Source organism: Acidovorax sp. GW835-FHT14B10, from assembly GCF_058793725.1.
Window position 1 is genome coordinate 1 of sequence record NZ_JBXAGC010000044.1, and the last position, 21,821, is coordinate 21,821.

Here is a 21,821-nt window from a genome sequence, read left to right on the forward strand (position 1 = left end):
GTAGCCCAACTGGCGGATAGTCGCCCCGGTGCGCTTGCCCAGCTTGATGTAGAGCGTCACCGCTCGAATGCGGTCTTAGTATGAATACATGAACTACTTTCAGGTAGTCCAAGATTTCGTCCGCACCCCCCAACAAATAGCCCAATGAGCGCGTACCGCCTGGGCGATTTGCTTGGCAAACTGGTGATCAAGAAACGTCGATCACTAGGGGTATTCCCCGTGTGCTCCTAGATTTGCTTGACGCTCAATGATTTTTGTTTTTAAATATGAACAGTGATTCACAATTCATACATTGGATTATGAGTTGCTTATTGGATATGTAAACAAGCAGGGCTTTGACCTGTAGAGCACTACCCGAGCAAGACCAAGGCACACGCGGCATGAGCGTGCGCGTTTATGGAGACAAAATGAAATTACGATCAATTAGTGTTTCGATTGCATCCGCATTCAGCATCGCACTTCTTTCCACACCCGGTTTCGCGCAGGACACCATCAAGATTGGCATGACGTCCGCGTTGACCGGTCCTTATAACGAATACGGTGAGGGCGGCAAGCGGGGCGTCGACATCGCCATTGAGAAATGGAATGCGCGCGGAGGCATCAATGGTAAGAAGATTGAACTGGCGATGGCTCTCGACGACCAGTTGGTGCCTGATCGCGCAGTTCAAAACATGCGCAAGCTGCTCGACAACAAGGACCTTGCGGGCATCATCGGCCCGGCCGGCAGCGGGCCGACCCTGGCGGTAATTGAAATGGCGGCGGCAGACGGTCGGCCTTACATGAATCCCGTTGCCCAGTCGCCTGCTGTGACTTATCCGGCCGGCGGCACTCCTCGCCCCAACGTATTCTCGTTTGCATTGCAGAACGACGTCGAGGCCAAGGTGCTGGCCAACTATGTGGCTAAACGCTTCAAGAAGGTCGGCTTGATTCACGAAAGCACGGCCTACGGCACGGGCGGTATCGACCTGATCAGCAAGGAGCTTAAGGCGTTAGGTGGCGCCCAGTCTGTCGGTGTCGAGTCGTATAACCAGCGCGCGCAGGATATGACAGCGCAACTGGCTAAGCTGCAACGCGCCGGTGCCGATGTGATCCTGTGCGTTGGCCTGGGGGCTGACCTCGCCGTTTTGCGTCGCACCATGGCGCGCCTCAACATGTCGGTGCCGTTGGTGGCATCGAATGGCGCCTTGTCAATCCCGTACCAAGAGGGTGCCGGCGAGTTGGTGACCGGAACCCGGGGAACCATGGTTGGTGTCTTTGGTGAGCAGCCATTGAATGCCGCCGCCAAGGAGTTCGCAGACGCGTACAAGGCCAAGCATGGGCCAGACCGCTGGTGGGGTACCGACCCCGCCAGTCCGCAAATTTTCATGTCGCTGTCGGTGACCAATGCGTATGACGCTGCGAATGTGCTGTTCGAGGGTATCAAGCGCGCCAACTCTACCGATGCGGCGAAGGTGAACAAGGCCATTGAGGGCATCACGGGCCTGCGCGGCGTCAATGCTGTCTATTCATTCTCTCCGGTCAAGCACCACGCCATCACCGAGAAGGACGTGTCCGTGTTCGAGTACGTGAAAGCAGGCGACAAGTCCGTGCTGCGTATCGCCAAAGACTAACCGTCAAGATAACAAGGAGCCCATCGATGGAGTTCTTCCTGCAACTGGTATTCGCGGGTGTCTGCGTGGGTGCGGCCTATGCGCTGATCGCGATGGGCTTGTCGCTCACGTTCTGGACAACGAAGACCCTGAACTTTGGCCAGGGCTCGCTGCTGATGCTGGGCGCCGTGTCTTCTACCGGCCTGATTGCCGCGGGCATGCCGGCCGGAGTCGCGTTGCCACTGGCCCTGCTAATCACGGGTGCCTTGATGGGCGTGGCCGAGCGCGTGACGATCCGGCCGCTGCTCAAGTCCGGTGAGAGCATGGGCTGGGTCGTTTCCACGCTGGGGTTTGGTCTGTTCGTGCAGGGCTTTGTTGCGAAGTTCTTCGGTTCGCAGGCGATCGCCGTCCCTCCGTTGGTGTTCGATAGCATGGCCTTCGTCTCCATTGCCGGCATTCAGGTGTCGGCCCAGTCGCTCTCCGTGCTGGTGGTTTCGCTGGTGCTGATGGTGGCAATGGAGCTCTTTCTCCGGCGCAGCGCCTGGGGCAGGGCCGTGCTGGCCGTTGCGCACGATGCCGACGCGGCCTCGCTAGTCGGCATTCCGGTGCGTCGTGTGGTCGTGGTTTCTTTCGTCGCGAGCGGCGTGCTGGCCGGGCTGGCCGGCATTCTGCTCTCGCAGATCAACGGGACCGTTGATCCGGGCTTTGGCTTCAACCTCATGGTGCTGGGTTTCGTGGCGGCGGTTTTCGGTGGCATGGGAAGCATCCAGGGCGCCATGGTTGGCGGCATGGTACTCGGCGTGATCGAGAAGCTGGTCGGGGGCTATGTGTCGACGGCATTCGAGCATGCGATGGCGTTTGCGATTTTGATGGTGATCCTGGCAACACGGCCCCAAGGCCTGTTCGGCCGGGCTGAAGTGACCAAGGTTTGATGATGCTGACTAAAGTAAGAAACAGGATGGCGTTCGTCGCGGACCCGCGAGTTGTTCTGGTGCTCGTGCTGGCGCTGGGCATTGGTTCGGAGTTCGCGTCCGGTTCCACCGTACAACTGTGGTCTTTCGTACTGATCAATGTGCTGATCGCACAGAGCATCAACTTGCTAACAGGCGTTGCCGGGCAAATCTCGCTCGGCCACGCGGCCTTCCTCGGTATCGGCGCGTACACCTCTGCCTTGTTGATGAAAAAATGGGGTGTTCCGCTGCCGGTCGCCCTGGTCGCGGCCACGCTGCTCAGCGCGGCCGCCGGGTGGTTGTTGTCGTTCGCGGCTGGCCGGGTCCGCGAGTTTTACCTGGCCATGATGACGCTGGGATTCGGGATGATCTTCTACGAGCTGATCCGTGAATGGACAGCTGTGACCGGTGGGGTAGCCGGCCTCAGTGGCGTGCCCGCTCCATCCCTCAAGACGCTGAGCCTGAACGGGTATGCCGTGGGTCCCGTGGCTTACTTCCAGATCATGCTGGCAGTGACGGCGGTTGTCATGTGGCAACTTGGCAATTTCCAGACCAGCACCTATGGGCGTGCGTTCTTCGCGATTCACGCCTCTGAAGTGGCCGCCGGCAGTATCGGTGTGGCGCGCGTCGGCACCAAGCGCGAGGCCTATACCATCAGCGCTGCGCTGACGGGGCTGGCCGGCGGTTTCTACGCGCATTTGGTGGGTTACCTCGGCCCCGAGTCCTTTGGCCTGCACCGCTCGGTCGAAGCGCTCGTCATGGCCGTCGTGGGGGGACTGGGCAGCCTGTCAGGTCCAGTGCTGGGAGCCATCGTGTTCACCTATCTGCCTGAGAAGTTGCAGGTTTTCGCGGACTGGCAGTTCATGGTGTACGGCCTGCTGCTGATGGTTTCTTTTGTCCTGCTGCCAAAGGGGCTGGCCGGGTTGCTGCTGCCGCGCAGCCGCTACATCAAGGTATCGGCACAGGCAGGCGCAAAGAAACTCGTAAGCCACCGCTCTGGAGTTGAAAGCAAGACTGCGGCAGGAATAAGCGCGGCATCAGACACGGAGCCGCTGCTGGTGGCAAAGGACATCGGGTTGAGCTTCCTCGGTCTGCGGGCGCTGGATGGTGTCACTCTGGAGATCCGGCCGGGCCAGATCATTGGTCTCGTCGGCCCGAACGGCTCAGGCAAAAGCACCCTGGTCAACGTGATCAGCGGCATTTATCGCCCGAACGCCGGCGTCGTGACCTTCGAGGGCAAACCGATCACCGGTCTGCACGATCATGAAGTGGCCCGGCTCGGTGTGTTGCGCACTTTCCAGGACCCTCGGCTGGTGCCTACATTCACGGTGCGTGAAAACGTCCTGATGGGCATGCACAGGCTGTATCGCCAGGGGCGTGTGGCTGCAGCCCTGAACCTGCCATCCGCACAGCGGGAGGAAGCAGAAATGCTGGCACGAGTCAACGAGGCCTTGGCGCTTGCCGGCCTGACTGGGTTGGCCGACATGCCGGTTAAGGACTTGCCCTACGGCGACCAGCGCATGACCGAACTGTCACGTGTGCTCGTGGCTGACCCGCGTGTGGTCCTTCTCGATGAACCCGCAGCAGGGCTTTCCGAGGGAGAGCTGGTTCGCCTGGCGGATGTCATACGGGTCCTGAAAGGGCGAGGGGTGTCTGTCGTGCTGATTGAGCACCACATGGATTTTCTTGACGACCTTGTCGATGACGTCGTCGTCCTGGAAGGCGGAAAGATGATTTATCGGGGTGGTATGGAAAGCATGTACCGCAACCCTGCGGTGATTGCAGCCTACCTGGGAACAGAAGGCCGTCCGGAGGTGAAACATGCTTGAAGTTCAAGGCCTGCAGGTACGGTACGGTTCGATCACGGCCGTCCGCAACTGCAATCTGACGGCGTCTTCCGGGACGATTACGGCAATTCTCGGCGCGAATGGCGCCGGCAAATCCTCGCTGATGAAAGCCATCTCGGGGCTGGCGCCTGCAAGCGCAGGCACGGTACGGGTCGACGGCACCGATGTGACCAGAATGTCGGCGCATGAGCGGGCGCGCCTCGGCATTTCCCATGCGATGGAAGGACGCAGGCTGTTCCACCGGATGTCGGTCGAGGACAACCTGAAGCTGGCCTGGGATTTCCGGCATCGGGAGGGGTCGTTTTCACAAGCGCTGGATCAAGCCTTTGCGCGCTTTCCGGTGCTGGCCAACCGGCGCGCAAGCCAGGCCGGCCTGATGTCCGGTGGCCAGCAGCAGATGCTGATCCTGTCGGCGGCCCTGATTCACAAGCCGCGCTACCTCCTGCTCGACGAGCCCTCGCTGGGTCTGGCGCCGGTGATCGTGCAACAGATCTTCTCGGTGATCGAAGGAGTGCGCCGCGAGCAAGGCACGACGGTCATCCTTTGCGAGCAGGTCGCTGCACTGGCGCTGAGCGTGGCGCAGCAGGGGTATGTGTTGCGTCGCGGCGAGGTCGTGCAGTGCGGCCCTGCGGCACAGCTTGCCGCCGATCCGGCACTTTCCGCCGCCTATCTTGGCGCATAAATTTCAAAAAGAGACAAGCATGGCAATGTCCGGTATCTATGAATTCCTGGCCCAGGATCGGGTGATTTTCGGCCGGCCCGCGCACGAAGCCGTAGTCGAAACGGCCGACAAGCTCGGCAAACAGCGTCTCATGATCGTTGCCAGCAAGTCGCTTAGCCGCAAGACCGACGTCATCAGCACAGTGACTGATGCGTTGGGCACGCGGTGCGTCGGCTTGTTCGACGAATGTGTCGAGCATGTGCCGCGCGAATCCGTGCTGGCCCTGGCCGACGAAGTGCGTCGTCTGCAGCCCGACCTGATCGTGACGATAGGCGGCGGCACCCCGATGGACACCGTCAAGGTGATGCTTGTGGTGCTGGCCGAAGACATCCGGGACGTCGAAGGCTTCGACCGGGTACGTATCCGGGTAGGCGAGGATGGCAAGCGGGTGGTGCCCGTGGTCAAGGATCCGCCGCTGCGCCAGATCATTGTGCCGACCACGCTGTCGGGTGCCGAATTCTCCAGTCTCGGCGGTGCGACCGACCATACACGCCAGGTCAAGGACCTCTACCATGGCCGCTTTATCGGCGGGCAGGTGGTGATCCTCGACGCCGCGGTGACGGTGCATACCCCGGCGGGCCTCTGGCTGTCCACCGGCATTCGCGCAGTCGATCATGCCGTGGAAACCATCTGCTCCCGCAGCCCCCAGCCGTTTACCGACGCGACCTGCCTGCATGGCTTGACCATGCTGTCGAAGTCCCTGCGCATCAACCATGTCTCGCCTGACAACCTGGATGCCCGGCTCGAAAGCCAGCTTGCGGTGTGGCTTGCGTCGACCGGACTCGGCCGGGTGGAGTGGGGCGCCAGCCACGGCATTGGCCACCAGCTGGGTGCCGTTGCCAACGTGCCGCACGGGCATTGCTCGTGTGTGATGCTGCCGAGCGTTCTGGTCTGGAACCGCGCGGTCAACAGCGAACGCCAGGCCCTGGTCGCCCGGGCGATGGGCCGTGACGACGGCGACGCGGCCCAAGCTGTGGCCGATCTCGCAGCGTTGCTCGGTCAGCCCTCCCGGCTCCGTGATGTCGGCGTTGAGCGTTCGCATTTCGATGCCATCGCCAGGGGAGCAATGCAAAACATGATGGTGCGGAGCAACCCACGACCGGTGACATCCGAGGCCGACATCCATCAAATCCTTGAACTTGCTTGGTAAACACTATGTCAAAAAAAGAAAAGACGGAACAGTTGCTAGCACTCAACCGCACGATGCTGCTGATCCGTACTGTTGAAGAAAGCCTGATAAAACTGTTTTCCGACAGCGAAGTGCCTGGCTTCATTCACCTGAGCCTCGGGCAGGAAGCTGTTGCAGCCGGTGTGATGGCCGCCTTGGATGGGCGCGATACGATGGCCACGACCCACCGCGGCCACGGGCATGTGCTGGCGCGTGGCCTCGACCTCGACCTCTTTTTCAGGGAGATCATGGGCAAAGCCGGCGGCATTTGCGGCGGGCGGGGCGGTTCCATGCATGTGGCCGACATGCGACTCGGCATCCTTGGCGCGAACGGCATCGTCGGTGCGGGCATTCCAATTGCCCTCGGCAGCGCTCTGGCGCACTCTGTGCGCGGAAGCGGCGGTATCGCTGTCGTTTTTTTCGGCGACGGCGCAATGGCCGAGGGTGTGCTCCATGAGACCCTGAATATCGCAGCGCTCTGGAAAATGCCGTTGCTACTGGTTTGCGAGAACAATGGCTGGTCGGAGTTTTCCCCGACAGCCCTGCAGTTCGCCGCCCAGCTGAAAAACCTGGCCAGCGCGTTCGGAATTCCCCATACCCAGGTCGACGGCAGCGACGTTGAGGCGGTCGCAGACGCAGCGGCGGCTCTGGTCGGAGAGATTCGCAACGGTGCCGGCGCACGCGTGCTGGAATGCTCGACGCATCGGGTCCGCGGGCACTATGAAGGTGATCCTCAAAAATACCGCGAGGCGACCGAGCTGACTGCAGTCGCCGAAGCCGATCCGCTCAAACACGCCCGCAAGGCGCTGCTGGCGCGCGGCGTCAAGGACCAGGCACTGGACGCAGCGGTCACTGATATCGAGGCACAGGTAAAAGCGGCGATTGACGGTGCCCGCGAAGATGTTCAGCCCGAATTTGAGGCTGCCTTCTCCGACGTCTACACCCAGGGCGCACGCGCCTCCTATGGAGCCCAAGCATGAGCAATCCGACGGAAATGAAATACTTCCAGGCGGTCAATCAGGCGCTGCGTGATGCGATGGTTGCTGACCCGACTGTGGTTTTGCTGGGCGAAGATATCGCCGCAGCCGGCGGCTCCTTCAAGGTGACCCGTGGCCTGCTCGACGAGTTTGGCCCGGCACGCGTGCGTGATACGCCGATCTCCGAAGCCACCATCGCAGCAATGGCGGTCGGGGCCGCGATGACGGGACTCAAGCCGGTGGTCGAGATCATGTTCATGGATTTCATCACCCTGACGATGGACGCGCTGGTCAACCAGGCAGCCAAGGCACGGTTCATGTTTGGGGGCCGCAGCAGTGTGCCCATGGTGCTGCGCACACCGCACGGCGGCGGGCTCAGTGCCGGCCCGCAGCACTCGCAGTGCCTGGAAGCCTGGTTCGCCCACGTGCCCGGTCTGAAGGTCGTTTGTCCCTCCACACCTGCGGATGCCTACGGCCTGTTGCGCACCGCGATCAACGATTCGGACCCGGTCCTCTTCATCGAGCACAAGGCCCTGTACGGCAGCAAGGGGACAGTTGATACCAGCGTTGCCATCGAGATCGGCAAGGCGCGCATCGCCCGCAGCGGTCGTGACGCCACGATCGTCACCTACGGCAGCACGGTGGCGACCTCGCTGGCGGCGGCCGAAGAGCTGGCCCGCGAGGGCATCGAGGTCGAGGTAATCGACCTGCGCAGCCTGCAGCCCTGGGACAGCGAAACCGTGTTTGCGTCCATTGCGCGGACGCACCGGGCCGTGGTCGTCCACGAGGCCGTCCAAGCCTTCGGCGTGGGCGCGGAGATTGCGGCCCGCATCGCCGATGAGGCCTTCGACGAACTCGATGCACCGGTCGTGCGCGTCGGTGCCCCGTTCATGCCGGTCCCTTTTGCAAAGTCGCTTGAAAGCGGCTATGTCGTTACCGCCGAAAAAATTGTCAAGGCGCTGCGGCGAACCCTTGAGTAATACCTCGGCGGAGCATCCCCTCAACCCATAACTGGAACCCTCCATGACTGAACAGGCAATACTGAGCGAAAAGCGGGGCGCGGTAGGCGTGCTGACCATCAATCGCCCCAAGACCTTGAACGCACTGAACGTGCCGACCCTGCTCGAAATGGAAGCGGCCCTGACCGCCTTCGAGACGGATAACGAAGTGCGTGCCATTGTTATTACCGGCGCGGGCGAGCGTGCCTTCATCGCCGGTGGCGACATTGCCGACCTGGACAGCCGGCGCGGTCTTGCGCACTACCAGGAATTTGCAGAAGTGATTCACCGCGTGTTTCGCCGCTTCGAAGACTGTGACAAGCCGACGATAGGTGCCATTAACGGCTGGGCGCTGGGTGGCGGCACTGAACTGCTGCTCACGCTCGACATCCGGCTGGTCGCGGAGGACGCCAAGCTCGGCTTGCCGGAAATCACGCTGGGCCTTTTTCCGGGCGCCGGAGGATCGCAGCGCATCATCCGCCAGATCCCCCTATGCCGTGCCAAGGAACTGATGTTCACCGGCGACCAGATCACCGCCGCCGAAGCCGTGACATTGGGCCTGTGCAATCGCACCGTGCCCAAGGCCGAACTCATGGCTCAAGCGCTGGCGCTGGCCGACAGGATTGCCCAGAAGTCGCCTCTGACGCTGAAGCTGCTCAAACGCAGCATGCGCCAGGGCGTCGAGATGCCGCTGGGCGCTGCACTGTCGTACGAGCAGGCGATCATCGGGTTGGTGCTCGACTCGAACGATGCCCATGAAGGCTGCCGTGCGTTTCTCGAAAAACGCCCGGCCCAATTCAAAGGAAACTGACCCGTGCGTCGCGAACTCCTGATGCCCAAGCTGGGCCTGACCATGACCGAGGGTGCGCTGGCCGAATGGATGCTGGTGCCCGGCGTGGCCTTCAAAGCCGGCGACGGCATTTTTGTCGTCGAGACCGACAAGGTAGCCAGCGAGGTGCCGGCCGATTACGACGGCGTCCTGCTCGAGGTGCTGGTTCCCGTCGGCGAGATGGTCCAGGTCGGCGCCGTCATCGGGTACGTCGACGACGGGGTGGCCGGCTCCACCAGCAGCCAGCCAGCATCGCCACCGGTCGCCGCTGCCAGTGCCGTGCCGGTCATGCAGTCCGGGGAGATCCGTCGTTTTTCGACACCGCTCGCACGCCGCCTCGCCGCCCAGTTGGGCGTGCCGTTGGCGGACGCTGTAGGCAGCGGGCCACGCGGCCGGATCAGAGCCGCCGACGTGCGCGCCGCGCAGGGCGGCCAGACTCGAACTGCTGCCGCCCCTGCGCTGGCGGCGCCGGTTGAAGCTGCCCGTCCCACTGCGGCCGCCACCAAGACCAAGCCGACACCGACCCAGGCGACGATGGCGCGTCGCCTGACACAAGCCAAGCAGCAAATACCTCACTTTTACCTGGCGGCGGAAGCAGAGGTGACCAAGCTGATGGCGCTGCGCACAGAGCTCAATGCCATGCCCGGTTACCCGAAGCTGACACTGACCCATCTGCTGGTTGCCGCTGTCGGCCGCGCGCTGCGCGAGCTGCCGGAACTCAACCGGGTGTGGACCGACGACGGCATCGTGTCCTTTGCATCCTGCGATGTGGGTGTCGCCGTCAATGCGGGGCGCGGCCTGCTGGTGCCGGTGGTGCCCGACGTGGCCGGCCGTTCTCTCGAAGGCATTGCGCGGGCTACCCAGGAACTGGTCGACAAGGCCCGCAATGGCGAGCTGGAGGCCGGCCAGATGAGCGGCGGTGCGATCAGCATTTCCAACGCCGGCATGTTCAACGTGAGCTGGATGACGCCGATCATCAATCCCGGCCAGTCCATGATCCTCGGTGTCGGTAGTGTGCGTGAGCTGTTCCGTCCCGATGCCAACGGACAGCCGGCCTTGCGCCGTGAACTCGGTCTTGTACTTGCGGCAGATCACCGCATTCTTGATGGCGTGTCGGGTTTGAAAATGCTCAACGCCGTGATTGCCAGCCTCGAGAAACCCCTGTTCCTGCTGACCTGAAACTGGATGAAATAGCCATGCCTGCAAACATTCCCCTGACCCGGCGTTTGGCCAACTTCGTTGTCTCGCTCGATACAAGGAGCCTGCCGCCGGAGGTGCTGGAGAAGGCACGCGCCTGCCTGCTCAATGGCTATGGCATGGCACTGGGCTCCCACACCACCCCGTTTGCGCCCGTTGCGCGTGCGGCGGTCCTGGCCATGGATGGCCGGGTCGACGCGGGTGGCGCCACGCTGCTGGGGGACGGACGCAAGACCACCATGGGTGGAGCAGCGCTGGCCAACAGTGCGCTGTTTCACGGTCGGGCCCAGGAAGATACCTGCGGCGCGGCCCACCTGGGAGCCATCATGATTCCGCTGCTGACCGCGATGATCGAAGCACGCGGCTGGCCGGTCGAGCGCTTGATCCCGGCGCTGGTCGCCGGCTATGAAGTCGGCGGCCTGATCGAGAGCGCCTATTCGGCAAAAACTACGCCTTCCGGGCTGCGGGCCTCGCCCTTGTACGGCGTCATCGCCGCCGCCGCCGCCGCCGCTCGCCTGATGGACCTTCCGACCGAGAGAACTGCGGCGGCAATCGCCAATGCGGCCTCCTTTGCCGGTGGCATTCTCCAGTCGTTTGACGATGGTACCGATGAATGGCGCTACCAGGTCGGCGTCGCCGGTCGGCAGGGGCTGATCGCGGCCGAACTGGCCAAAGCCGGCTCGGTGTCGGCACCGCACGCTTTGGAGGGGCGCAATGGATTTGTCCGCGCATTTGCGCGGACCGACTGCGATGTGGATGCGCTGGCTGCCCGCTTGGGCCGCGACTGGTCCATGCACCGGGTGACCTTCAAGCCGTACCCGGTATGTGCCTTCAACCAGACGCCGGTCACTGCGGGGCTGGCACTGCGGGAGCGCATTGCAGGGCGGGCCATCAATGCGGTACGCGTGCGCATGAACCCTTTTGAAACCGGCTATGCCGGCATGGACAGCAAGGGCCCCTTCAACAGCGTCTCGGGCACCTTGATGAGCATTCCGTTTTGCATTGCCAACACCCTGATCAACGGCGTGCCTTCGATGGCGCACATGACCACCTACACGGACGCCAGGGTCAACGCTCTGATCGGGCAAATCGACCTGCTGGCCGATGAGAGCGTGCCGCGCCTGAGCTGTGTCATTGAAACTGATCTTCAGGACGGTAGCGCACTGGTGCAAGAGCAGCGGATGACCGCGGCCGATTATTCGTATGGGCGTGACCAGGTGTCTGAACTGGTGCGCCGAATCGGCACCGAGTCGGGCGTGCCGGGTGCTGTGTACGACAGCCTGGAGAGTTTTGTCGCCCATCCGGATCAGGGGATTGGCGTGGTCCTGGCCTGCTTTGCAGCGTTGCCCTCGGTGTTGCAAGAAGGAGTCGCTGCATGAGCACCACAAGTTACGACCTGATCGTGATCGGTGGCGGTCCGGCCGGCTATGTCGCAGCGATCCGGGCTGCCCAGCTGGGCATGCGTACCGCACTCGTCGAGCGTGAGCAGCTCGGTGGCATCTGCCTGAACTGGGGTTGCATCCCAACCAAGGCCTTGCTGCACGCGGCTGAAGTATTGCGCACCCTTGACAGCGCAAAAGCCTTGGGCATCCATGCCGGCCAGGCAACATTCGACTTCAAGCAAGTCATCGCGCGCTCACGAACGGTCTCAGGACAACTGACCAAAGGAGTGCGGCAACTGATGGCCAAGCACAAGGTCACGGTCGTTGCCGGTGAGGCCCGGCTGGACGGGCGGGGCGGCGCCGATGTCATCACAGGCGATGCCCCCTTGAAGCTGAATGCGCCGCATATCGTCGTCGCTACCGGTGCCCGGCCGAGGGAACTGCCTGGCGCACCGGCCGACGGCAAGTGCATCTGGAACTACCGTCACGCCCTGGCGCCTGCCGCGCTTCCCCAATCCCTGTTGATCGTGGGTGCGGGCGCCATCGGTATGGAGTTCGCGAGCTTCTACGGAACCATGGGAACGGCGGTCACCGTGATCGAAGGCCAAAGCCGGGTGCTGCCGGCCGAGGACGAAGAGGTTTCCGCATTTATCGAGAAAACCTATCGAGCCCAGGGCATCGATATCCGCACAAAAGCGACCATCGACGCCATCCAGCCGGAGCAGGGCGGTGCCGTCGCTTCGCTGCGCACGGCGACGGGTTCCGAAACCCTCAAGGCGGAACACGTCCTGGTGTCGATCGGGGTCGTGGGCAATACAGAAGGTCTGGGCTTTGAAGGCACCAGGGTGCAGATCGACGCCGGGCATGTGGTCACCGACCCTTTTGGTGCCACAGCCGAACCTGGCATCTATGCGATCGGCGATGTGGCTGGCGCGCCGTGGCTGGCCCACAAGGCTTCCCACGAGGCTATTGCCTGCATCGAACGTATTGCAGGCCTTGCCAGCGCACACGCGCCACGCAAAGATACTATCCCATCATGCACTTACGGCCACCCCCAGACTGCGAGTATCGGGCTCACGGAGCGCGCAGCAGCAGAAGGCGGCCGCAAGATTCGGGTCGGTCGTTTCCCCTTCCGCGCCAATGGCAAAGCGATTGCGCTTGATGAAGCTGACGGTTTTGTGAAGACGATTTTTGACGCGGACAGCGGGGAGTTTTTGGGAGCGCATCTGGTGGGCCCTCAGGTGACAGAACTGATCCATTCGTTTGGCCTCGCCCGCATCATGGAGGCCACTGAGGCTGAGTTGATGCAGACGGTATTTCCCCATCCAACGCTTTCGGAAACGCTGCATGAATCAGTGCTCTCGGCGTTTGACCGAGCACTGCATATCTGAGGTTGTTTATGACTATAAAAAGCAAGAGTGAAATCGCTATCGAACCGGCAGGCGTTGCCAGCCCATCCGAAACGTCATCACCACGCGGACCGGCAATTCGCAAGCCGCTCAAGGTAGCAGCTGAGGTACACAGCTGGCGCGGTGCCCGCAACCGCAATGAAAAAGCTGAGTTGATTCGCGACTGCCTGTTTCGAGCGGCGGGAGAAATTGTTGGTGATGTCGGTTACGCCGATGCTTCCATTGCGCTGATCACCAGCAAGGCGGGATTGGCCCAGGGCACCTTCTACAACTATTTCGAATCGCGCCAGGATATTCTGGACCAGCTGCTCCCGGCGTTGGGCCAGCAGATGAGCCAGCATGTAAGGAACCACGCCCGCAAAGGCCGTGATTTCAGCGAGCGCGAGGAACTGGCTTTTCGCGCTTTCTTTTCCTTCCTCAAGGATACGCCGCACTTCTTCAGGATACTAAATGAGGCCGAAAGTCTCGCGCCCAATGCCCACCATACCCATATAGAAGCAGTAGCACGCGGGTATATGGACTTCCTGGATCATGCGCATGCCGATGGCGAGTTTCCCGGCTTCGAGCCGAAAGAGCTCGAGGTCGTGGTCTTCATGTTGATGGCGGCCCGGAGCTACCTTCCGATGCGTTACGCGAATGGTGCAGAAGGCCAAACCGAGATCCCGGATTGGGTCGTCAAGGCCTATATGAAGTTCATCAAGTACGGCCTGATGGGCCAGCCGCCTGCCAAGCCCGCCGACGCCAGCCAGGCGCGTGTTACCAAGGAAGCCGCCAGTCCTGCTCCTGCGACGCGCAAAACGCGTGCGCCCAAGCGCACTCTCTAACCGATTTTCTACCTCCTTCATTTTGACGCGGCAGAAGTTGCCCAACGTCGATCCCTACCTACCCATTAAGGAAATTTCATGGATTTTCAATTGACCGACGAGCAAAAAATGATTGCCGACAGCGCACGCAAAGTCGGCGACCGTTTTGGCCTGGACTACTGGCGCGACCAGGACAGTGCCAAGGCTTTCCCCACGGAATACTGGCGCGCGGTGTGCGAGGCCGGGCTCGGTGGCGCGGCGCTGCCGACCGAGTATGGCGGTTCAGGTCTGGGGGTGCTCGAGTTGTCCCTGATCATCGAGAACCTGTCCGCAGCAGGTGGCGGCTCCACGGTTGGCCAGCTTTTCATGATCAACCCGATTTTCGGCGGCGTGTCGATTTCCCGCTTCGGAACGCCCGCCATGAAGGCGGAGCTGCTGCCGAAGTTGATTGCCGGTGAGATGAACTTCTGCATGGCGCTGACCGAGCCGGACGCCGGGAGCAATTCGCTGGAAATCAAGACCTTTGCCGCGGAAGACGGGGACGGCTGGATACTCAACGGCCGCAAAATCTGGATCACCGCAGTGCCCGACGCGCAAAAAATGCTGGTGATTGCCCGCACGAAGAAGCTGTCCGACTCCAAGAGCCGCACCGATGGTCTGTCGATGTTCATGATCGATGTGGAGCGGGAAGGCCTGACCCATTCGGTGATCGACAAGGTTGGCACCTGGACGCTCGCATCCAGCAGCGTCTTTTTTGACAACGTCCACATCCACAAGCATGAGCTGCTTGGAACGCTGCACGGTGGCTGGCGCGAGCTGCTCGACGTCCTGAACACCGAGCGCATTGTGACCACCGCCGGCCTGGTCGGCACCGGAGAACTGGCGATCAAGCTGGCCGTGCAATACGCCAACGACCGCAAGGTGTTCGGCGGCAAGCCGATCAGCAGCTACCAGGGCCTGCAGTTCCCGCTGGCGCAGTGCCATGCCGAGGTCGAAGCAGCGCGCCTGCTAAACCACAAGGCAGCGGCCAACTTCGATGCAGGAAAGCCATATGGTAGCGAGGCCAATGCCGGCAAGCTGCTGGCTGCGCAGGCTGTGGCACGAGCCACCGAGCGTGCCATGCAGACTATGGGCGGCATGGGTTATGCCAAGGAGTACCACGTCGAACGCCTGTGGCGCGATTGCCGTCTGTTCCGGTTTGCGCCCATCTCGGAAGAGATGATCCTGAACTACATCGCGATGCATGACCTTGGCATGCCAAAGTCCTACTGAAGCGTGACGCCGCACTTCCATTCCATTTCCACATAGGAGATCAGTTCATGGTTTCGTTGAGCGCAGCGGTTCTTTATCACGCACGCACGACCCCGGATCAGCTGGCCATTGTCTACCGCGATCAACGCATCAGCTATGGAGAACTGGCCGGGCGGGTGTGCCTGTGCGCAGGCATGTTGCGCGAAAGCGGCATTGGCCCTGGGGACGTGGTGGCGCTGCTCATGAAAAACAGCAGCGCCTTTCTGGAGCTCGGGCTGGCAGTGAGCCACCTGGGCGCGGTGCTCCTGCCCATCAACTACCGCCTTGCCACGGAAGAGGTCGAATACATCCTCGACCACGCGCAAGCGAAATTCCTGTTCGTCGATGACGAGTTTGCCGCCACGGTTGAAAGTTTTTCTGCCAAACGCATCGTCGATCAGGCTGCGCAGTCCAACACCGACCATCTGGCCGGCCATGCAGCGCCTGTGCCTGCCGCCTATGCCAGCAAGCCCGACGCGCTTTACCGGCTGATGTACACGTCCGGGACGACCGACCGGCCGAAGGGCGTGATGCACACCTACGGCAACTGCTACTGGAAGAGTTTTGATCACATCATCCACCTTGGCCTGAACCGCGACGACCGCCTGCTGGTCGTCGGCCCGCTATACCACGTGGGGGCCTACGATCTTCCTGGCATTGCGGTGCTGCTTGTCGGCGGCACCTTGTTTGTTTTGCGTGATTTCGAACCGGACGCCGTGCTTGCCGCGATAGAGCGCGAGCGACTGACCTGTGGCTGGATGGCTCCGGTGATGTTGAATCGCGTGCTGGCCTATGCCGATCGGAGCCGCTTTGACGTGTCAAGTTTTAAATGGCTCATCGGCGGCGGGGAGCGAACGCCGGAAGAGCGCATTCGTGAATTCACGGCCCTGTTTCGTGCCGGGCGCTACATCGACGGCTACGGCCTGACAGAGACATGTTCCGGCGACACCCTTATGGAAGCGGGGATGGAGATCGTCAAGATCGGCTCGACCGGCCGATCCATGCCCCACGTCGCCATCGAGATTCGCGACCATAATGGCCGTTGCCTCCCCCACGGCGAGCAAGGCGAGATCTGCGTGCGCGGCCCTAAAGTCACGCCGGGCTACTGGCGGGCGCCCGACAAGACCAAGGCATCCTTCTTTGCTGACGACTGGTTTCGCACCGGCGACATCGGCTACCTGGATGCCGAAGGCTTCCTGTTCCTCACCGATCGCATGAAGGATATGATCATCAGCGGCGGGGAGAACATCGCGTCCTCAGAGGTCGAACGTGCGCTTTATCAGCTGCCTCAGGTCTCAGAGGCGGCAGTCATCGGCTTGCCCGACGAGCGCTGGGGCGAACGGGTGGTGGCGGTTGTTGCCCTCAATCCGGGCGCCAGCCTGTCGGAAGCCGAGATGGTGGCGCACTGCCGGTCGATATTGGCCGGGTTCAAGGTTCCCAAGCAGCTGATCATCAGGGAATCGCTCCCGAGAAACCCGTCTGGCAAGGTGCTTAAACGGCTGCTTCGTTCCGAACTCATTGTGCCCAGTCACCCATGAACTGACGTTCGGGATTGATCGATCAAATACAGTCAGGAGTTCAATATGCAACAGCAATTGGTGGTAGTTACCGGCGCGGCAAGTGGCATTGGTGAAGCCTGTGCCAGGGAGTTTTCCCGGCAAGGCGCCACGGTCGTCCTGGCAGATCGCGACCTCACCGGGGCGCAGCGCATTGCTACGGAGATTGGCGGTCATGCCGTCGTGATGGATATTGGCAGCGAACAGTCAGTCAAGGACGGCGCCGCCCACATCCTGGAAAAGATCGGGCCTGTGGACATCCTGGTAAACAGCGCAGGCGTATTGCAGCGGACCTTGCCGCCCAGCCAGCTGAGTATGAAAGAGTGGGACCTGGTTGCCAACGTGGACTTGCGCGGCACTTACCTGTGCTGCGCGGTGTTTGGAACTGCCATGTCGGAACGGGGACGCGGTGCCATCGTCAACATCGCGTCAGTCGCCGGGATGCGTTCCGGTCCCTTGCATTCGTACGGTCCAGCCAAGGCTGGTGTTATCAACCTGGGCGAGTGTCTGGCTGCCGAATGGGGCCCCAAAGGAGTCAGAGTCAATACGGTGTCCCCGGGTTTTACTGCCACGCCTGCCCTGCAGAAGGGAATCGCGAACCACACACTGGAGACCGAAAACATGTCACGTTCGACGGCATTGGGCCGGCTTGTGAACGCGGGTGAGATTGCTGCGGCTGTGTTTTTTCTTGCATCACCAGCCGCGTCTGCCATCACAGGAGTTAATTTGGCAGTTGATTGCGGATACTTGGTGGCAACGCCTTGGGTCAGTTACGGCGGTCTTCGGACAAGCTAGCACACGCTCGGGATGCCGGTCGACCAGACATTGAGTTTCCTGAAGCGGGAGACGATGCGCCGGAAATCTTTGCGTCTGCGAAATAGCCGCTGGGTAGAGACGCTTATGGGACCAGTGACCTATCTCCAAAGGATAACCAAGTAGCCCATGGATCAGAGCTAATTTCCCTATAAAGTCAGATGCTTTTTTTTGGCGTGCCACTAAGGCCGGACAGCGCCGTCGTGGAAAGGCTCACACCACATTCACAAGAGGTCCTCAATTGCCGCTTCCACCGCCCCAACCCAGAACTCACCTGCATACCCGTCACGTCGTTTTCCGGGGCTTTCGCCGCGAAGATCGCTTGTGGGATATTGAAGCCGAAATGCGCGACACGAAAGCCCAGGTCTTTGAGATCCCCGGAGAAGGGACCTGGCAGCCGGGTGAGCCTGTCCACAACATGGCGATCCGGGTGACGATCGACGATGCCTTGGTGGTGCGAGATATCGCTGTGGCTATGGACGGCGCGCCTCACCCTGAATGTCCGCAGGCCCAAGCACCCATGCAGACGATGATCGGATGCACCATGGGACCGGGGTGGCGGCAGGCTATCGAGCGGAACCTGGGTGGTACTCGGGGTTGCGCCCACCTCCGGGAACTCCTGTTCAACATGGCGACCGTCGCTTTCCAGACAATCCCGGAAAGCCTGCCCGCTGGTGCTGGCGAGAACCCGCCCTTCTATCTAGGCAAATGCATGGCTTGGGATTTCAATGGGTCCGTGGTCCAGCGCCATTATCCGGTCTTCGTGGGCTGGCAACCCAAGGCCAAGGCTGCGGACACCAAGTAGACTATCAACTGGAATTTCGCGTCGCGTCACAAGGCCAAGTGTGCCAATCAGTCTGGTCGAACCGTTGAAGTCAGATCCATTGACGCCCAATCCCTTATTCCGTTGCTGGCCAAAATGGGCGCTCCCTTGTCTGGATTCTTGGTGCTCGGTAACGACCAAGAAGGAATTGTCGCAGGCGTTGAACGCTGGATCTGCAATCACAGCAGTGGTGAACTGGCCCGGTGGAATGTAGCAATCACAGGTAAGTAATTATTCTTAAACAAAGTTCTGGCTCGAACTTTGTAAGGTTTAAGCTTTTCTTGGAGTTGAAGCACTATTTTTTGAGTTAAAAATGAACGGCATCGTGCGCCAAGATGTTTTCAGTCGCCTAAACCTGAAAAATCTCCCCTTTTAATATGGGCGGATTCAAAAGTGAAGTGCAACACCTGCCAACCTGTAAGGTCCGCAGATGCCAACCACCTCCTCGCACTATCACCAGCTCAAGCCTGAAGACCGCGTCACCATCGCCAGCCTAAGGCAGCAGAACCACAGCGTACGTGCAATTTCCCGGCAACTGCACCGCTCCCCGGCGACTATCAGCCGGGAACTGCAGCGCAATGCATCTTCATCTGGCTATGGCAGCGCACATGCCCAGTGCCAGTCCCTGCAGCGCAGACGCTGTGGCAGGCCAGCTATCAAGCTGCATCCCGAGTCGATCCTGTCCTCCCTGGTGATCCATCTGCTGCGGCTGCGCTGGTCGCCCGAGCAGATTGCCCTGACACTGGCGCGCTTGTATCCCCCCGGCCATGAACACTGCGTGTCACACGAAACCATCTACAACTGCATCTATGCCATGCCCATGGGTGAGCTGCGCAAAGAATTGATCGCCACCCTGCGCCACGCCCACAACAAGCGGCTGCCGCGCAGCAAGGGCAAGGACCGCAGAGGCCAGATTCCCGACATGCTGAGCATCCATGTGCGCCCGCCCGAGATCGAAGACCGCCAGTTTCCCGGGCACTGGGAAGGTGATCTCATCAAGGGAGAAGGCAATGCCAGCGCAGTCGGGACCTTGGTGGAACGCACCAGCCGGCTGGTGATGCTGGTCAAGCTGCCTGAGTTCAAACCCGCTAGTGCCACCAACGTCTTGCAGGCCTTCACGGACAAGCTGCTGGGCATTGCGCAGCCGATGCGGTTGAGCATGACGTACGACCAGGGCCGGGAGATGTCCATGCACAAGAAACTCAGTGAGCAAACCGGCATTGCCGTGTACTTCTGTGATCCGCATAGCCCTTGGCAAAGAGGCTCCAACGAGAACATGAATGGCCTGGTGCGCCAGTACCTGCCCAAGGGGACGGATCTGAGCATCTACAGCCAGGAGCAGCTCGATGCGATTGCCGATGAAATCAACAACCGACCAAGGAAGGGACTGGGAGTACGATCACCGCTGGCGGTATACCGCGAACTGCTCGTGAACAGCCCGCAGCACTCCACCCTCATTCACTGAAATCCAGGGTGTTGCACTTCACTTTTGAATCCGCCATGAATGATAACGAATAGATGCTATGTGGGACTACTCAATCGAAGACTACTCAACCGGCAAAGGTTGAGCTAAAAAAGAGGTTTCAAACTTCCGCTGCAAAGGAGAATTGAAATGTCCAGCTTCCACACAGTCCTGCATGGCGAGGGTACGCCGCTTCTGGCTGAGTTGTACATGAGCTTCGAGCTCAGTGACAAGAAGTGGCAGTTGACGCTGAGCGATGGCCGCCGAGGTCCGAGCCGATACGCTGTGAACGCCGGCGACACAACCGCCGTCGCGCAGTGCATAGCCAAGGCCAGGGAGCGCTGCAAACTCCAGCCGCACGCCAAAGCGCATTCGTGCTACGAAGCCGGGCGCGACGGCTGGTGGCTGCACCGCTGGCTGCTTGAGCAGGACGTCGACAATATCGTGGTCGACTCCGCCAGCATCGAGGTGAACCGGCACGCCAGGCGTGCCAAGACCGACCGGCTCGACGGCGACAAGCTGCTCTCGATGCTGCTTCGCCACCACGCGGGCGAGCGTGTGTGGTCGGTGCTGCACGCGCCATCGGCTGAGGATGAGGACGCCCGGCGCGCGCACCGCGAACTGGCACGGCTGTCGAAGGAACAAACCGCTCACAGCAACCGCATCGCTTCGCTGCTGGTGCTGCACAACCTGCGCCCCCACATCACTATCGGCGGGCGCGACTGGGCGCGCTGGTGGGCCGATCATGGGGAGCAGGTGCCGCCGGTGTTGCGCGCCGAGATCGAGCGCGAAAGCGCCCGTCTTGCGCTGGTCAGGCAGCATGCCAGGACGCTGGAGGCCGAACAGCGTCAGGAGCTGGCCGATGGCAAGCAGCCGCTGGTGACGCAGCTGGCCCAGCTGCGCGCCATCGGACCGAAGGGTGCCTGGGTGCTGGTCAAGGAGCTGTTCGGCTGGAGACGCTTTGCCAACCGGCGCGAACTGGCCGGCTGCCTGGGACTGGCGCCCACGCCCTACGCCAGCGGCGACAGCCAGGTCGAGCAGGGAATCAGCAAGGCGGGCAACAAGCGGGCGCGCGCTTTGCTGGTCGAGCTGTCTTGGTGCTGGCTGCGGCTGCAGCCCGACAGTGCCTTGAGCCAGTGGTTCAATCGGCGCTTTGCGGCAGGGGGCAAGCGCATACGTCGGGTGGGCATCGTGGCGCTGGCCCGGCGTCTGGCCATTGCGCTGTGGCGCTACCTCGAACATGGCGAGATCCCCGGCGGGGCGATTCTTAAACCAGCCGCCGTCTGAGGGCAGGCCCCCTTGGCTCGAACACATGGCTTGACATGAAGCGCATCATGATGATCAAAGGTCGACGCGCCCGCGATAAACGCGGGTCACAACACCGTGACTGTTGGCGCCGACCGAAAACTGACCATCTAGAAGTCGAAGGGGGTGCGGATAAAAACTTGGACTGGTTTTATGCCGCAAGTCCAAGACTCACCCTGTATTCGATCGGACTGAGGGCCCCCAGGGAGATCTTGATCCGCTTCTCGTTGTACCAGCGGATGTACGAGTCGACCACTTCAATGAACTGCTCGATGGTCGTGCCCTTCCAGTTCCGAGGATAGAACAGTTCGTTCTTGAGGCGACCGAAGAAGCCTTCGCAAGCCGCATTGTCCGGAGAACAGGCCTTGCGGGACATGGAGCGGGTAAGGTTCGCCTCGCTCATTCTCGATAGCCAGCCAGGCCAGCGGTAGTGCCCACCGCGGTCTGAGTGGACCACTGGTCGGTCAGCTGTGTCCGTCACAGTCTCGATGGCTGCATCCAGCATGGTGTTGACCAGCTCAGCGTCAGGGCTCGTGCCAATGGTCCAGCTCACCACCATCCCGTCGAAGCAGTCGATGATCGGTGATAGGTAGACCTTGCCTGCTGGGATCTGGAACTCCGTGATGTCCGTCAGCCATTTCTCGTTGGGCGCTGCAGCCTGGAAGTCACGGTTGATGATGTTCTCCGGTGCCGGGCTGATCT

19 protein-coding genes are annotated in these 21,821 nt (G+C 61.2%); 18 read left to right on the forward strand and 1 reads right to left on the reverse strand.

Features of this window, described 5'->3' with window-relative positions:
* Positions 1-407: 407 nt before the first annotated feature.
* From AC1Q5S_RS21100 to AC1Q5S_RS21185, 18 genes are all read left to right on the forward strand, one after another.
* A complete protein-coding gene (locus AC1Q5S_RS21100; protein WP_492227278.1) occupies positions 408-1,610 on the forward strand; it encodes an ABC transporter substrate-binding protein in 1,203 nt (400 codons plus the stop codon).
* 26 nt (positions 1,611-1,636) lie between these two features.
* Positions 1,637-2,521 carry a branched-chain amino acid ABC transporter permease gene (locus AC1Q5S_RS21105; RefSeq protein ID WP_492227279.1) on the forward strand — a complete coding sequence of 295 codons (885 nt, stop codon included), beginning with the start codon at positions 1,637-1,639 and terminating at the stop codon, positions 2,519-2,521.
* A 2-nt stretch (positions 2,522-2,523) separates the two neighbouring features.
* Positions 2,524-4,368: a branched-chain amino acid ABC transporter ATP-binding protein/permease gene (locus tag AC1Q5S_RS21110; protein ID WP_492227280.1), complete on the forward strand. Its 1,845-nt coding sequence runs from the start codon at positions 2,524-2,526 to the stop codon at positions 4,366-4,368.
* Positions 4,361-5,068 carry an ABC transporter ATP-binding protein gene (locus tag AC1Q5S_RS21115; protein ID WP_492227281.1) on the forward strand — a complete coding sequence of 236 codons (708 nt, stop codon included), beginning with the start codon at positions 4,361-4,363 and terminating at the stop codon, positions 5,066-5,068. The genes AC1Q5S_RS21110 and AC1Q5S_RS21115 overlap by 8 nt, the downstream gene beginning before the upstream one ends.
* Before the next feature lie 19 nt (positions 5,069-5,087).
* Positions 5,088-6,257, forward strand: a complete 1,170-nt coding sequence (locus tag AC1Q5S_RS21120) for an iron-containing alcohol dehydrogenase (protein WP_492227282.1) — start codon at positions 5,088-5,090, stop codon at positions 6,255-6,257.
* Between the two features lie 5 nt (positions 6,258-6,262).
* A complete protein-coding gene (locus AC1Q5S_RS21125) occupies positions 6,263-7,255 on the forward strand; it encodes a thiamine pyrophosphate-dependent dehydrogenase E1 component subunit alpha (protein WP_492227283.1) in 993 nt (330 codons plus the stop codon).
* Complete coding sequence (locus tag AC1Q5S_RS21130) at positions 7,252-8,232, forward strand: alpha-ketoacid dehydrogenase subunit beta (RefSeq protein ID WP_492227284.1); 981 nt, start codon at positions 7,252-7,254, stop codon at positions 8,230-8,232. The genes AC1Q5S_RS21125 and AC1Q5S_RS21130 overlap by 4 nt, the downstream gene beginning before the upstream one ends.
* 43 nt (positions 8,233-8,275) lie before the next feature.
* Entirely contained in the window at positions 8,276-9,061 is a 786-nt protein-coding gene (locus AC1Q5S_RS21135; RefSeq protein ID WP_492227285.1) for an enoyl-CoA hydratase/isomerase family protein, read from the forward strand.
* 3 nt (positions 9,062-9,064) lie between these two features.
* Complete coding sequence (locus tag AC1Q5S_RS21140) at positions 9,065-10,258, forward strand: dihydrolipoamide acetyltransferase family protein (RefSeq protein ID WP_492227286.1); 1,194 nt, start codon at positions 9,065-9,067, stop codon at positions 10,256-10,258.
* A 17-nt stretch (positions 10,259-10,275) separates the two neighbouring features.
* The gene (locus tag AC1Q5S_RS21145; protein ID WP_492227287.1) at positions 10,276-11,655 is read left to right on the forward strand and encodes an MmgE/PrpD family protein; all 1,380 of its coding nucleotides are present in this window, start codon (positions 10,276-10,278) and stop codon (positions 11,653-11,655) included.
* Complete coding sequence (lpdA, locus tag AC1Q5S_RS21150) at positions 11,652-13,049, forward strand: dihydrolipoyl dehydrogenase (RefSeq protein ID WP_492227288.1); 1,398 nt, start codon at positions 11,652-11,654, stop codon at positions 13,047-13,049. Before AC1Q5S_RS21145 ends, lpdA begins: the two co-directional genes overlap by 4 nt.
* Before the next feature lie 8 nt (positions 13,050-13,057).
* Positions 13,058-13,891 carry a TetR/AcrR family transcriptional regulator gene (locus AC1Q5S_RS21155; RefSeq protein ID WP_492227289.1) on the forward strand — a complete coding sequence of 278 codons (834 nt, stop codon included), beginning with the start codon at positions 13,058-13,060 and terminating at the stop codon, positions 13,889-13,891.
* A 78-nt stretch (positions 13,892-13,969) separates the two neighbouring features.
* The gene (locus tag AC1Q5S_RS21160; RefSeq protein WP_492227290.1) at positions 13,970-15,142 is read left to right on the forward strand and encodes an acyl-CoA dehydrogenase family protein; all 1,173 of its coding nucleotides are present in this window, start codon (positions 13,970-13,972) and stop codon (positions 15,140-15,142) included.
* Positions 15,143-15,189: 47 nt separating this feature from the next.
* Positions 15,190-16,698 carry an AMP-binding protein gene (locus AC1Q5S_RS21165; protein WP_492227291.1) on the forward strand — a complete coding sequence of 503 codons (1,509 nt, stop codon included), beginning with the start codon at positions 15,190-15,192 and terminating at the stop codon, positions 16,696-16,698.
* A 45-nt stretch (positions 16,699-16,743) separates the two neighbouring features.
* Positions 16,744-17,511, forward strand: coding sequence for an SDR family NAD(P)-dependent oxidoreductase (locus tag AC1Q5S_RS21170; RefSeq protein WP_492227292.1), 768 nt, complete (start codon positions 16,744-16,746; stop codon positions 17,509-17,511).
* Between the two features lie 259 nt (positions 17,512-17,770).
* Positions 17,771-18,334 (forward strand): DUF2889 domain-containing protein, encoded by a 564-nt coding sequence (locus tag AC1Q5S_RS21175; RefSeq protein WP_492227293.1) that lies wholly within the window; start codon positions 17,771-17,773, stop codon positions 18,332-18,334.
* 448 nt (positions 18,335-18,782) lie between these two features.
* Positions 18,783-19,817, forward strand: coding sequence for an IS30 family transposase (locus tag AC1Q5S_RS21180; protein WP_492227294.1), 1,035 nt, complete (start codon positions 18,783-18,785; stop codon positions 19,815-19,817).
* A 147-nt stretch (positions 19,818-19,964) separates the two neighbouring features.
* Entirely contained in the window at positions 19,965-21,101 is a 1,137-nt protein-coding gene (locus AC1Q5S_RS21185; protein WP_492227295.1) for an IS110 family RNA-guided transposase, read from the forward strand.
* A 169-nt stretch (positions 21,102-21,270) separates the two neighbouring features.
* On the opposite strand, the gene AC1Q5S_RS21190 is transcribed toward AC1Q5S_RS21185, so the two are convergent.
* A partial coding sequence (locus tag AC1Q5S_RS21190; RefSeq protein WP_492239378.1) for an IS3 family transposase occupies positions 21,271-21,821 on the reverse strand: 551 nt, incomplete at its 5' end.